We start from the raw sequence: 12,731 nt of genomic DNA, 5'->3' as shown, positions 1-12,731 counted from the left end.
GGAGCGGGGGCGGACCACGATTCCCCGAGCCGACCGCCGCCGTTGCCGAGTCGGTCGGGCAGCTCTTCGACTGGTACCAGGGGCACCCGGAGCTGATCGAGCACGTGTTGGGGAAGCGCTCGGGGCCAGGCGACGAACCTGACGACTCACCCGGCCCCACCCACGTCGACTGCCTCCTTGATGCGGCGTTGACAAAGCGGAACAGTGATCCGTATGTTGAAACGGAACGCTGATCCGCCTACCCCGCCGGGGGGAGTGTGTCAGGAACGATCCCGGTCATCGAGAGCGACTGGATTCCGTCGACACCCAGAGCGGCAGGCGCTCATGGACGCGGGCATGCGGTGCGTTCCGACCTCCCCGACCTACCGCGGCTGCTCCGCCCCAGCATCGTCCCAAGCAGCGTGAAGCCAAGAGACCGCAAGACCCGAGAGGAAAGACACCCCATGAGCACGCCGTTCACCGAGACCGCCGGTATCCCCGTCGACGAATCCACCCCCGTCACCTCGGTCAGTCCCGTCGTTCTGTCCGTTCCGGGCCGGACCGTGGACCTCCACCTCAAGATCTCCACACCCTCGACGGGCACCGACCTGCCCGTGATTCTCCTGTCGCACGGCCACGGTCCGTCGAACTTCGTGTCATCTCTGCACGGCTACGGGCCCGTCGCGGACTTCTGGGCCGCTCACGGTTTCGCCGTGATCCAGCCCACCCACCTGGACTCGATGGCACTGGGCCTGCGTGAGTCGGACGACCCGGATGCGCCGCTGTACTGGCGGTCCCGGGCCGAGGACATGCGCTTCATCCTCGACAACCTAGACCGGATCGAGGCCGCTCTGCCCCACCTCGACGGGCCCCAGCGCCTGGACCGCGGCCGGATCGCCGCGGTCGGGCACTCGATGGGCGGGCACACGGTCGGCCTGCTGTGCGGCCAGCGGGTCACCGACCCGGCCGACGGGAACCTCGTAGAACTGTCCGACGACCGGATCAAGGCGGGTGTGCTGATGGCGCCGCCGGGCAGGGGTGAGGACCTCGCCCCGTTCGCGAAGGAGCACTACCCGATCCTCGGGACCACCGACTTCTCCACGATGACGACGCCGGCCCTCATCGTCCTGGGCGAGAACGACTGGAACGCCGCGTTCTCGGAGCGCAAGGACTGGCGCGCGGACGCGTACTTCCTCAGCCCCGGTCCCAAGAGCATGCTCATGCTGCACGAGGCCGAGCACGGCCTTGGCGGGGTGTCCGCGTACGACGCGGCGGAGACGACCGACGAGAACCCCGAGCGGGTGGCCGCGCTGAGGGCGCTCGTCTGGGCCTACCTCCGCACTGCCCTCCACCTCGACGGCGACGCATGGTCCGAGGCCACCACCGCCCTGCGGAACGCGCCCGACCCGATGGGCACGATCGCATCGAAGTGACGCTCTGGCGTCCTGACGTTCTGACCCGCCCAGCGCACCCGCTCCGCACCCTGGGTACGCGCGTGCCCGCGTCTTCCGCACGGTACGGGGCCGGCGCCCGGGATCAGCCGGCCTCGGCCGCGAAGGGGCCGTGGTCGGCGAACACGAGCTTCGCGAAGTTCTCGCCGATGCGGCGGTGGCCCTCGGGACTGGGGTGGATAGCGTCCGGCAGCGGGAACTCGGCGTGGTCGCTCTCGCCGTAGAGGTCGCGTCCGTCGAGGTAGTGAAGGTTCGGGTCGTCGGCGGCCCGCTGCTTGACGATGCCGGCGAGTGCATCGCGGATGATGGTGAGCGTCAGCCGTCCGGCCGCGGTTTCCGCCGGGTCGCCGGTGGCCTTGAACCGGAGGGTCTCGCTGTCGAGGTCCGGCATGAGAGGGCCGGGGGTGTCTTCCTGGACCGGACACAGGATCGGCGACACCACCAGCAGGGGTGCCGTCGGGTGGCCCTCGCGGATGGTGTCGAGGAAGCCGTGGACGGCGGGGGCGAAGGCGCGCAGGCGCATGGCGTCACTGTTGACGACGTTGATGCCGAGCTTGACGCTGATCAGGTCCGCGGGGGTGTCCCGCATCGCGCGTGCGGTGAACGGATCCACCAGAGCGCTGCCGCCGAACCCGAGGTTGATCAGTTCCACACCACCTGCGGCCGCGGCCAGGGCAGGCCAGATGGTGCTGGGGTGCACGGCGTTCGATCCGTGGCTGATGGAACTGCCGTGGTGCAGCCACACCCGGCGTCCACTGTCCGGGGCCGGTTCGACGGGGGCGTCGGTGCGCAGGGCGATCACCTCGGTGATCTCCGTGTGCGGAAGCCAGATCTCGATGTCCTTCTCACCCCGGGGGAGGTCGGTGAAGCGGGCGGTGCCCACCGGTCCCTCGGTGAACTCGGCGGTCTCGGTGAGCATGTCGGTGATCGTGCGGAGGTTCCCGCCGGCCACGGTGGCCTGGGCGGCGAGTCGGCCGTCGACCAGCAGGTCGTACACACCGTCCGGCGGGGGCGGGAAGCCTCGGTAGACCCGCTTGGTGGGCAGCGCGTCCAATTCGATGGTGGTGGCCGGGGTGCGGAAGGCCAGTCGCACGCCGGACGGCTGAGCCTCGGCCACGGCCAGTCGGCCGTCGGGGATCTGCCGGCGCGCTCGGGCCGGCAGCCGGTGCGGCAGCAGACCGTGCGCGGTCCGTTCCGCCTCGAGGTGCCCGCGCAGGAAGTCGGCGGTGATGGGGGTGATGATCCAGTTCTGTTCGGTGCTCATTGCCTCAGCCTGTGGTTCTGGGTGCAGCGGTAGAGGGTCGGGCCGGCACGCGGGACCTGGTAAGTGCGCGGGACCGTTGTGGGCGATGACTGGGGCCGTCTGCGGGTTCCGCACCGGCGACAACCAGCCCAGCGGCTTCGGATCCGGCCCTGTCCTCTGCACCGTCATTGGTTCTCGATTTGCCTATATCTCGATGGTACGTTCCTAAAGCCTATAGGAAAATCGGTCGCACCGCTCCACAGGGCGCGCCACCAGGCATGACTGACACACCCCATGTCCGTCAGCGCCGGAGAGCACAGGGAAAGGGGGCCTCACCGGACCACGCATTGATCACGGCCCGTGATGGCGCCGCCGCATGCAAGGCGCCGTCATTCAGGCGGACGCGGGGTGCGCAGCAGATGGCGGAAGGCGCGCGCGGCGGGTGTGCCAGGGTCCGCGGTGATGAAGACGACCTGCTGATCGTCGTCGGGAATCGGAAGCACGTCGCAGTTGACGCGGACGGGGCCGACCTCCGGGTGGGTCACGGTCTTGGTGCGGTGACCGGGGGCCCGTACCGGGTTGCGCGCCCAGATCTCCGTGAACTCCTCGCTCCCGGCGCGCAGTTCCGCGAGCAGGTGGGTGAGCCGTTCGTCGTGCGGGTAGCGGTCGGCGGCATCGCGCAGCCGCGCGACCGCGATCTGCCCGAACTCCTCGCCACCTGAGGTGCGTGCGTGGCCCGGTTCCAGGAAACGCACGCGGGCGAGGTTGGGCCGTTGCCCGCCGTAGCCCAGCAGTGCGTCGGCGAGCGGATTGGAGTCGATCACGTCGTAGGTGGCGTCGGTGACGACGGCCGCGGTGTCGGGCATCCGCCGCAGCAGGGCCGCCACATGGGGGCGGACCCACCGGACCGGCCGGGTCGGCGGCGCCGGGTTCGTTCCGGCCAGGCGGAACAAGTGACTGCGTTCGGCCGGTGAGAGCCGGAGCGCGTCCGCGATGGCGTCCAGAATGCCCTGCGACGGACGTGGGCCCCGAGCCTGCTCCAGCCGGGTGTAGTAGTCGACCGACATGCGGGCGAGTTCGGCGACCTCTTCGCGGCGCAGGCCGGGCGTACGGCGGCGTGGTCCCGGAGGCAGGCCGACGTCGGCGGGGCGCAGATCCTCCCGCCGGTCGCGCAGGAAACGCGCCAGCTCCTGCCTCGCCATCGACTGCCTCCTTCGACGCCGGGTGCTTGCCAGGGATCGATTGTGCCTGGATCGCCGGCTGCGTCGGCCTGCATCGTGGACGTCATGAACGACTTCACTGCACTGGTGACCGGTGCCAACAAGGGGATCGGCAAGCAGATCGCACGGCAGCTGGTGGCCGCCGGGGGCGACGTCTACGTCGGTTCACGTGACGCCGAGCGGGGGAGGCGAGCCGTCGAGGAGATCGGCGGCGGCGCCCGGCTGCTCGTCATCGATGTCACCGACGCCGCGAGCATCGACGGGGCCGTACGGCAGGTGGACCGCCTGGACGTCCTGGTCAACAACGCCGGCATCATGGCCGACAGCGCGTCCCCGGTCGATGCCGACGTCGAGAGTTTCCGCCGTACGTACGAGACGAACCTGTTCGGCGTGCTCGCCGTCACGAACGCGTTCCTGCCGCTGCTGCGGCGCTCGGCCCGGCCGCGCATCGTCAACATCTCCAGCGGTACCGGATCGCTGTCCTGGAGCGCGGGTCCCGACGCCCGTTACCCGTCACCCGGGGCCGCGGCCTACCGCTCGTCCAAGACGGCGCTGAACGCGCTGACCGTGTTCTACGCCCGCGCGCTGGCCGACGAGGGTTTCAAGGTGAACGCGCTCGCGCCGGGCCTGCGCAGGACCGACCTCGACGAACGGGCCGCCGCGAGCGACGGCGACCCCGCCGAGGCCGCGGCGGGCGCCGTCCGCCTCGCACTCCTGCCCGACGAGGGCCCCACCGGCACCTTCGTCTCCTGGGACGGCACCCCCGCCCCCTGGTAGGGCTGCGAAGCGAGCGGCCCGTTCGTCACGGCGTGCCCAGGCAGCAGTGCGAGACAGCAGCCGACCGGCTCGTCGATTCGCAACGAGTGCACTGAGGGGAAGCCGGGACGGGCCGCCGCCCGGGCGGCGGCCCGGGCCAGGGCCAGGAGGCCGCACGGCGCGTCACGTGCTGGGCGGCGAGCAGTCGAGGTCGGAGACCGTCGTGGCCGCCGAGGAGGCCTGGGTGGGTGCGGAAGCGGCGTGCTCCTCGGCCGCACGGGCGGTGTGGATCCGCAGCAGTCCTTCGATGCCGCGCAGCAAGGTCTCGCCGGCCAGGACGGGGTCGCCGAGGTAGCCGGCGCTCATCGCGCCGTCGCGGAGCATGACGAAGTGCCGCCCGGCGTGCTCGGCCTCCGCGGCCGTGATCTGGGCGAACAGTCCGGTGATCGTCTGCAGGAACCAATCGCGGTGGAGCACGACGGCACGGTGCACCGGGTGGTCGGGCTCGGGGAATTCCGCTGCCGCGTTGAGGAAGGCGCATCCCCGGTAACCGGGCGAGCGGATCTGCTCGACCAGGGACGCACCGATGCCCCGCAGGATGCTGTCGGCCGGCACGTCCGCGGCCATCAGGGAGCCGATCTGGGTGCGGATCGCCTGGTCAACGCCTTCGATGTAGGCGACGGCGAGGTCTTCTTTGCTGCGGAAGTGGCGGTAGAAGGTGGCGTTGGTGATCTTCGACTCGGCGACCAGACGGTCGACGCCCACCGTGTGGATGCCTTCCGCGTAGAAGAGCTGCCCGGCGGTCCTCAGGAGCCGTTCCCGGGCCTCGGAGACCCGCCTGCCGGTGCCTGCGCCGGCTTCCGTCTTTGCCATATCACCCATTGTAGCAGGTAGAACGGTCTCTCTTGTTTTCGCGGGAGAGGTGTGCCAGGCTGCAAACGAGAGAGATCGTTCTCTCTACCTCACGGTCACTGGAGAACCCCATGGCATCCACTGCCTCCGCCGAGTCCGTCGGCGCCAAGCCCGCCCTGCGCCGGCTCTACGTCACCCGCTTCGTCTTCGCCGTCGTGTGGGCCGCACTCCTGCTGGCGTCCGGCTCCGAGCTCACCGTCGGGGTCAAGCTGCTGCTGTTCCTCTATCCCGCCTTCGACGTGGCCGCCGCCGTCATCGACGCCAGGTCGGCGCGCGCCGCCGGGCCGGTCAAGGGCCTGTACGCCAACATGGCCGTCAGCGTGCTCGCCGCCGTCGGCGTCGCGGTCGCCGGCACCTCGGGCGTCGCCGACGTGCTGCGCGTCTGGGGCGCGTGGGCGGTCGTCTCCGGCCTCATCCAGCTCCTCGTGGGTATTGCGCGCCGGCCGATGGGCGGCCAGTGGGCCATGATCCTCAGCGGCGGCATCTCCGTCCTCGCCGGCGCGAACTTCATCCGAAGCGCCGCACAGGACGGCCCCTCGCTGACCGCCCTCGCCGGCTACGCCACGCTCGGCGGGATCTTCTTCCTCGTCTCGGCGATCCGTCTGTCCCGCTCGGCCCCCAGGAGCTGAGAACCTGATGCGGAGGCCCTCCCCGCGTACGCCGTCGCCGGTGGCCGCCATCGATCCGGCCGCGGCGCGGTGCTCGGGCTACGGGACGCCGGACCCCGATGGACCGGGACGCCGCTGACCGTGTCGCTGTGGCCGCAGCGCGACGGCGCGCCCCTTCGGCGAGCTACGGCACCCCATGCGCCGGCCCGGCGCCACCTATCAGGTGGTCGAGGCGATTGCCCGGGTGACGGCCGTGATCGCCGGGGTGGCGCGGCCCGGGAGCCGTGCCACGAGGACCCGGCGGATCTCAGCGGGTGCGCCTTCGACGCGCAGCAGGCTCACCCCGGGCGGCAGCACCGGCGAGAGCCGCGAGGGCACCGTTGTCACCCCGAAGCCCCCGGCGACCAGCTGAAGCTTCGTCAGCCAGTCGCGCGCGCGGTGGACGATGTCCGGCCGTCCGGGCAGACCGGGCCAGACGCCCAGCAGTGGCTCGGTGTTCGACGCAGGGGCGGCGATCCACGGGGCGCCGACCAGTTCGTCGACGTGCACCGCGGTGCGGCCGGCGAACTCTCCGGTCGAAGACGCCGCCACGAGCAGTTCGGTGTCCGCGACGGTCTCCACGTGCAGGCGCGGCGACTCGCCGTCCAAAGGCCGGTGGGGTGGGCGGGACGTCAGCACGGCGACGTCGATCGAGCCCGCGCGCAGCGCCCGGATCAGGGAGGGCGTGGTGCCCTCGGTGGTCGTGACCGTGATCTGCGGGTCGGTCGCCGCGAGCCGGGCGAGTGAGACCGGCAGGATGGCCGCGCCCGCGCTCAGGAACAGCCCGAGCCGCACCAGCTCGGTCTGCGGGCCGCTGCCGGTGAGGTCGCGCTCGGCCGCCGCCAGACAGTCCAGGATCGTGCGAGCGTGGCGCAACAGTGTCAGACCCGCGGCGGTCAGCCGCACTCCGTCGGGGCGGCGTTCGAACAGGGCGGTGCCCGCGCTCCGTTCGAGGGAGGCGGCCTGGCGTGAGACCGCCGACTGGGTGTAGCCGAGCCGGGTGGCTGCCGCGGTGAAGCTGCCGGACTCGGCGATCTGCCGCAGGACCCGTAGGCCGGTGCTGGAGATGTCCATGCTGGATACGCATACCAGAGATGCCTGATCGTCGCTTCCCGCATGTCTGCCGGGCTCCTAGTGTCGATCCCGACGACATGGACGAACACGGAGGTCATCCCATGCGAGCAGCAGTCCTGACGCAGTTCGGTGCCCCGCTCACGGTGCGGGAGGTTCCCGACCCCGAGGCCGGCGGCGGCGAGGTGGTGGTCGAGGTCCTCGCCGCCACCGTTGCGCCCTACGCTGCCGAAGTCTTCAGCGGCGAGCGGAACTACCCCCTGGTCCCTCCCGTCGTGCCCGGGACCGGCGGCGTGGGGCGGATCGTCCACGTGGGCCCGGACGCCACCCGGCTGCGCCCCGGCGACCTGGTGTGGTGCGACTCGACGGTGCGGTCGCGGGACGACGCCCTGACGCCCGACATCACGCTCCAGGGCTGGAGCTCCCGCGGTGAGGGCGGCGCGCGCCTCGCCCAGCATGTGCACGACGGATCGTTCGCCGAGCTCATGCGGGTCCCGACGGAGAACGTCTATCCGCTGCCCGCAGCGGCGGGGGACGACCCGGCCCGCTGGGCCGCGCTCGGCGTGCACGTCATCCCGTACGGCGGGCTGTTGGCCGGCGGGCTCGCGGCCGGTGAGACGCTGCTCGTCAACGGGGCCACCGGCAACCTCGGCAGCAGCGCGGTCGCGGTCGCGCTCGCCATGGGGGCGGGCCGCGTGGTCGCCCCGGGCCGCAACCAGGCCGCGCTCGACCTCCTCGCCGACCGGTTCGGTCCGCTCGTGCGCCCGGTCCCGCTCACCGGGGACGAGGCCGGCGACCGCACGGCGATGTCCGCGGCGGCCGGCGGCCCGATCGACATGGTGATCGACCTGCTCCCGCCGAGCGCACCCAGTGCGGCAGCGCGCACGGCAGCCATGACCGTGCGCGAATACGGCCGCGTCGTCCTCATGGGCGGCGTCGGCATGCTCGGTGGCGACGACCTCGCACTCCCGTACCCCTGGATCATGCGCAACTCGATCACCGTGCGCGGCCAGTGGATGTACCCGCGTACAGCCAACGTCGGCATCATCCGGCTCCTCGCCTCGGGCAACCTGGACCTCGCCCCCGAACGGGTCCGGTCCTTCGGTCTCGACGCCGTCAACGACGCCCTCACGTACGCCGCCGCACACCGTGGCCCGTTCGACCGCACCACCCTCATCCCGCCGGCTCACTGACAGGACCGACTGCTCCCCGCACGTCAGGGACCGACATTCCCCGCACCCCCGAGGGCATGAGCAGATGCCCTGGCCCGCAGGCCGGGCGCGCTCGCCACACATCTGCGGCACCCGGCACCCCCCTTCACGGCCGGGGCGACCCATGGCGGGCGAGCCACTCCAGAACGCGGTCCGGGTCCTTCTGGAAGTGCAGGTACCCGTCCCAGCGGCGCGTGGTGCCGTGGATCCAGAACAGCTCCTTCGGCACGTCCGAGGGGATGGCGTCGAACATGGACCCGACATCGGCCGACCGCGTCATCAGGTCGTCGTGGACCTGGTAGAGAAGCGTCGGCACCCGGACACTGGCGGCCGCGCCGCTCTCCGCCGGGGACATCTCGTCGAGACCGAAGCCGGTGCGCAGCCTGATCAGCCGGTCCAGCTCCGTCATCCGCTCGGCCGGGATGCCGCGCCGCTCGAGCGTCCGCTCCAGAACCGCGCGCGGCGACAGCGGCTGGCACGCGACCAGACAGCAGACGTCCGTGAACTCCTGCGGGGCCCGCTGCATCGCGAACAGCGTGGCGTCGGCGCCCAGGCAGCGGCTGAACAGCGCGATCCGTGCTCCGCGCAGGTCAGGGCGCGACCGCGCATACCGCAGCGACCCCACGACGTCGCGCGACTCGAATCTGCCGCTGGTGGTCACGCCACCGTTGGCGGCGCCGCTGAGGCCGAAGTTGCGCAGGTCGTAGGCGAGGACGTGGTAGCCGGCCGCGTGCAGGAGTGCGATGTCCGGCACCAGGTCGACCTCGATGTCATTGCCGGTCTCGCCGTGACTCGACCGCCAGGGCTCCAGATGGGAGGGCAGTCCCGAACGGCTGAAGAACCGCGGATGGTTGACGATCACGATCCGGTCGGAGCCGGGGGCCGGCACGAACCAGCCTTCGAGTGGGATCCCGTCCTCGGACGGGAACGTGACCTCCTCGAAGTCCAGCCCGTGCTCGGCGGGGGAGTGCAGCACGGGCGAGCGCGGCGAGGTGCTGAACCGGTCGGCGATGGCTTCGAGCATGTCAGGCTCCCGTACGTGTCATGCCGCCGTCGACATGCAGGATCTGGCCGGTGATGAAGTCGGCGTCGTCGGAGACCAGGAAGCCCAGGGCGTTGCCGAGATCCGCCGCGACCGATCGGCGCTTGATGGTCTGCAGGGCCGTCACACGGTCCATCACCTGGTCGGCGCTCGGGCCGTCGGGCCGGGCTCGGCCCAGGAAGCCCTGGGTCGCCACCAGGCCGGGCGCGATCGCGTTGACCGTGATGCCGCTGTCACCGAGTTCGTTGGCGAGCGCCCGGGGCAGGGCGTGCACGGTGCCCTTGCTGGTCAGGTATGCGAGGTCGCGGCTCTGGGTGAGGGTGATGCCCGAGCCGGTATTGACGATGCGCCCCCACCCTGCGGCCCGCATCCCCGGCGCGAACGCCCGGGCGAAGAGCAGGATCGACTCGACGTTGACCGCCAGCACTGTGCGCCACAACTCGATCGTCATGTGCTCGAGGTCGGTGAAGGGGAAGATGCCGGCATTGTTGACGAGGATGTCGCAGCGCCCGTACCGGTCGAGGACCGTGCGGGTCACGGCGTCGACCTGCGACGGCTCACTGATGTCGCACACCAGTCCCAGCTTGTCGCCCTCGCCCGTCAGTTCGTTCACGGTGTCCGCCGGGTCGTCGATGTCGACGGCGACCACGTGCGCGCCGTCCGCGGCGAGCCGTCGGCAGTACGTGTCCGATGCCGCGGGCCGCCCCGGTCACCACCGCCGTCTTTCCGTCAAGCGCCACGGGTGAACTCCAGTCCGATCTGGGTGGCGATCGAAAAGTAGTCCTCCAGGTGCCAGGTCCGCACGATGCGGCCGTCGACCACCTGGTGGAAGTCGGCCGCCCGGAACTCCACCTCGCGGCCGGTGCCCTCGACGCCGAGCAGCTCACCGGTGTGCTTCCCGCGGCTGACCGCGCGCACCGCGACCATGTCCTGGTCCGCGACGACGTGCTCGATCTCGACGCTCAAGTCACTGAACACACCACGCAGGTGAGCAATGCTCGCCTTCCATCCCTCCGGGCCGCCCCCGGTGCGCAGAGGCGGGACGGCCTCCCAGCCGGCCGCGAGGGCCCCGTCGACCAGCGCGCTGTCACCGGTGGAAAGTGCCTCGTAGAAGTGTCGGACCGCGATGTCGTTGTCGTCTGCCATGGATCTCACGGTAGGGACGCGGACTCTCGGTCATCAAAGACCTGTTCCGGACCACGTCATACCATTCAGGCATGACGGACCTCGACCTTCGGCTGGTGCGCTACTTCACCACCGTCGCGTCACACCTGCACTACGGCCGAGCCGCGGCCGAGCTGCACATCGCGCAGCCGTCGCTGAGCCGGCAGATCAGCCGGCTCGAGGCCCAGGTGGGCGCGCGACTTCTCGACCGTACGCGACAAGGCACACGGCTCACCGAAGCGGGAGAAGCCTTCCTCCCGCACGCACGCGCCTTGCTGCGCTCGGCCCAGCAGGCCACGGCCGCCGCCCGGACCGCCGCGCGACCCACCCGGATCACCGTCGGCTACACCGCGGGCCTGATCGTCACCCCGGCGGTGCGGAACCTGCGGCACAAACACCCCGACGCCGATGTGCGCACGCCGCACCTGAAGTGGAACGAGCCGCGCCAGGCCCTGCTCGACCGACGGATCGACGCGGCGGTCACCCGGCTGGCGCTGCAGACCGACGGCCTGGATGTGACGGTCCTCTACGACGAGCCGAAGATGCTGCTCGTACCGGTCGGGCACCGGCTGGCGGACAAGGAATCGGTCACGCTGGACGACATCGCGGGCGAGCCGATTCCCCGCTTCCCGGATCCGGAATGGGACGCGTACTGGCGCATCGACCCGCGGCCGGGAGGCCGGCCCGCACCCGGTGGACCCCCGGTCGAGACCATCGAGGACAAGCTCGAGCATGTGGCCGCCGGGCAGGCCGTGGCCATCATCCCGGCCGCCCTGCACTCCGGCGGCACCCGACCCGACCTCACCACCGTCCCGCTGCGCGGCGTCGAACCCGGCCATGTCCTCATGGCAACCCGGGCCGGGGACCGCAGCCGACTGGTGTCCGCGTTCCGCGCGTCGGCCCATGACTGCATGACTGCATGACTGCATGACTGCACGACTGCACGACGGCGTGACGGCCTGATGCGTCTCGGCGCACTGCCCGAGACGGCGGAGGATTGCGGGTGTCACGTAGCGCTGCCGAAAAGGCCGCACTGAGCACCGGGTCTCAGGGCAGGGCCGCGGCGGGTACGGGCGGCTCGGGTCGGAGACGGACCACGTCCTGGCTGGGTGGTGTGCCGAACATACGGCGGTACTCGCGGCTGAACTGTGAGGGGCTCACGTAGCCGACGGTGTGGGCGACGCCGGTGACGTCGGACGGGCGGCCCGCCAGGAGCAGCCGGGCTTCCTGCAGTCGGATGCGCTTGTGGAACTGGATGGGGCTCATTCCCGTCACGGCGTGGAAGTTGCGGTGGAACGCGGACACGCTCATGCCCGCTGTCCGCGCGAGGTCTTCGACGCGGAACGATTCCGCGTAGTGCTCTCGGATCTGCCGGACGGCCCGGCTGATGTGGGCCAATCCGCTGTCCGCCAGGCCGAGCTGACGGATGGCGGGGCCCTGCTCGCCACGCAGCAGGTACCAGAGGATCTCCCGCTTGATCAGGGGGGCGAGGATCTTGTGGTCAGCGGGCCGGTCCAGCAGCCGCAGCAGCCGGACGATGGCATCCAGCAGTTCCGAGGGGGCCTGGCTGACCGCTATCCCGGCGGGTGCGGTGGGTGCGGGGGCGGGCAGGTCGCGGGGGTCGGCGTCCAGGAGCAGCTGAGCGATGTCGGCAGGGGCGAGGGTCATACCGAAGCCGAGGGTGGGCCGCCCGGTGTCGATGACGTGGCCGGTGACGGGGAGATCGACCGACGTGACGAGGTACTGGCCGGGTCCGTACTCGTACAGGTGCTCGCCCAGGGCGAGACGCTTGCCGCCCTGGGCGATGACCGCGAGCACGGTGCCGGACATGCCTGCCGCGGGTGCGCTGTACCGGTCGAATCTGCATGTCTGGACGCCGTCGATCGCTGTGGACATGTCGGGGCGGGCATGCCGGTTCACCAGCTCGCACATCTCGTCCAAAGGCATGGCATCAGTCTTGCATGCACGGACCGACCTCTGCCCGCTCCGAAGCAGCAGGATCAGGCAAGGAGGGCGCGGCGTACCGAGGCAGCCC

General features: G+C 71.0%; 12 protein-coding genes and 1 pseudogene. 5 read left to right on the top strand and 8 right to left on the bottom strand.

All coding sequences use genetic code 11. The annotated features are described in order from the left end of the window. Positions 1 to 443 precede the first annotated feature (443 nt). The gene (locus ACWDUZ_RS11770; protein ID WP_451631639.1) at positions 444 to 1,412 is read left to right on the top strand and encodes an alpha/beta hydrolase family protein; all 969 of its coding nucleotides are present in this window, start codon (positions 444 to 446) and stop codon (positions 1,410 to 1,412) included. 103 nt (positions 1,413 to 1,515) lie between these two features. On the opposite strand, the gene ACWDUZ_RS11765 is transcribed toward ACWDUZ_RS11770, so the two are convergent. Then, positions 1,516 to 2,694 carry a GDSL-type esterase/lipase family protein gene (locus tag ACWDUZ_RS11765; RefSeq protein WP_451631638.1) on the bottom strand — a complete coding sequence of 393 codons (1,179 nt, stop codon included), beginning with the start codon at positions 2,692 to 2,694 and terminating at the stop codon, positions 1,516 to 1,518. Between the two features lie 368 nt (positions 2,695 to 3,062). Then, positions 3,063 to 3,875, bottom strand: a complete 813-nt coding sequence (locus ACWDUZ_RS11760) for a helix-turn-helix transcriptional regulator (RefSeq protein ID WP_451631637.1) — start codon at positions 3,873 to 3,875, stop codon at positions 3,063 to 3,065. Positions 3,876 to 3,959: 84 nt separating this feature from the next. Between ACWDUZ_RS11760 and ACWDUZ_RS11755 the strand changes: the two genes are divergently transcribed. Beyond that, complete coding sequence (locus ACWDUZ_RS11755; protein WP_451631636.1) at positions 3,960 to 4,670, top strand: SDR family oxidoreductase; 711 nt, start codon at positions 3,960 to 3,962, stop codon at positions 4,668 to 4,670. A gap of 162 nt (positions 4,671 to 4,832) precedes the next feature. On the opposite strand, the gene ACWDUZ_RS11750 is transcribed toward ACWDUZ_RS11755, so the two are convergent. Then, on the bottom strand, positions 4,833 to 5,531 hold the full coding sequence (locus tag ACWDUZ_RS11750) for a TetR/AcrR family transcriptional regulator (RefSeq protein WP_451631635.1): 699 nt from the start codon (positions 5,529 to 5,531) through the stop codon (positions 4,833 to 4,835). A 101-nt stretch (positions 5,532 to 5,632) separates the two neighbouring features. On the opposite strand from ACWDUZ_RS11750, the gene ACWDUZ_RS11745 reads away from it, so the two are divergent. After that, positions 5,633 to 6,190 carry a hypothetical protein gene (locus ACWDUZ_RS11745; protein ID WP_451631634.1) on the top strand — a complete coding sequence of 186 codons (558 nt, stop codon included), beginning with the start codon at positions 5,633 to 5,635 and terminating at the stop codon, positions 6,188 to 6,190. 198 nt (positions 6,191 to 6,388) lie between these two features. Here the strand turns inward: ACWDUZ_RS11745 and ACWDUZ_RS11740 are convergent, their stop codons facing one another. Then, positions 6,389 to 7,282, bottom strand: a complete 894-nt coding sequence (locus ACWDUZ_RS11740; protein WP_451631633.1) for a LysR family transcriptional regulator — start codon at positions 7,280 to 7,282, stop codon at positions 6,389 to 6,391. 101 nt (positions 7,283 to 7,383) lie between these two features. Here ACWDUZ_RS11740 and ACWDUZ_RS11735 point away from each other — a divergent pair, with 101 nt between their 5' ends. After that, complete coding sequence (locus tag ACWDUZ_RS11735; RefSeq protein ID WP_451631632.1) at positions 7,384 to 8,472, top strand: alcohol dehydrogenase catalytic domain-containing protein; 1,089 nt, start codon at positions 7,384 to 7,386, stop codon at positions 8,470 to 8,472. Positions 8,473 to 8,596: 124 nt separating this feature from the next. Here the strand turns inward: ACWDUZ_RS11735 and ACWDUZ_RS11730 are convergent, their stop codons facing one another. The 3 genes and pseudogenes from ACWDUZ_RS11730 to ACWDUZ_RS11720 form a co-directional block, all read right to left on the bottom strand. Continuing rightward, a complete protein-coding gene (locus ACWDUZ_RS11730; RefSeq protein ID WP_451631631.1) occupies positions 8,597 to 9,514 on the bottom strand; it encodes an alpha/beta hydrolase in 918 nt (305 codons plus the stop codon). 1 nt (position 9,515) lies between these two features. Then, positions 9,516 to 10,202, bottom strand: a pseudogene (locus tag ACWDUZ_RS11725) (SDR family NAD(P)-dependent oxidoreductase); the annotation flags it as partial. A gap of 59 nt (positions 10,203 to 10,261) precedes the next feature. Next, the gene (locus ACWDUZ_RS11720; protein WP_451631630.1) at positions 10,262 to 10,678 is read right to left on the bottom strand and encodes an ester cyclase; all 417 of its coding nucleotides are present in this window, start codon (positions 10,676 to 10,678) and stop codon (positions 10,262 to 10,264) included. Between the two features lie 71 nt (positions 10,679 to 10,749). Between ACWDUZ_RS11720 and ACWDUZ_RS11715 the strand changes: the two genes are divergently transcribed. Next, positions 10,750 to 11,619 carry a LysR family transcriptional regulator gene (locus ACWDUZ_RS11715; protein WP_451631629.1) on the top strand — a complete coding sequence of 290 codons (870 nt, stop codon included), beginning with the start codon at positions 10,750 to 10,752 and terminating at the stop codon, positions 11,617 to 11,619. Positions 11,620 to 11,743: 124 nt separating this feature from the next. On the opposite strand, the gene ACWDUZ_RS11710 is transcribed toward ACWDUZ_RS11715, so the two are convergent. Continuing rightward, complete coding sequence (locus ACWDUZ_RS11710; RefSeq protein ID WP_451631628.1) at positions 11,744 to 12,643, bottom strand: AraC family transcriptional regulator; 900 nt, start codon at positions 12,641 to 12,643, stop codon at positions 11,744 to 11,746. Positions 12,644 to 12,731: the final 88 nt, after the last annotated feature.

Source organism: Streptomyces sp. NPDC003393 (genome assembly GCF_053589015.1).
The sequence above is the reverse complement of the archived record's forward strand: the minus strand, read 5'-3'. Positions and strand labels throughout refer to the sequence as shown.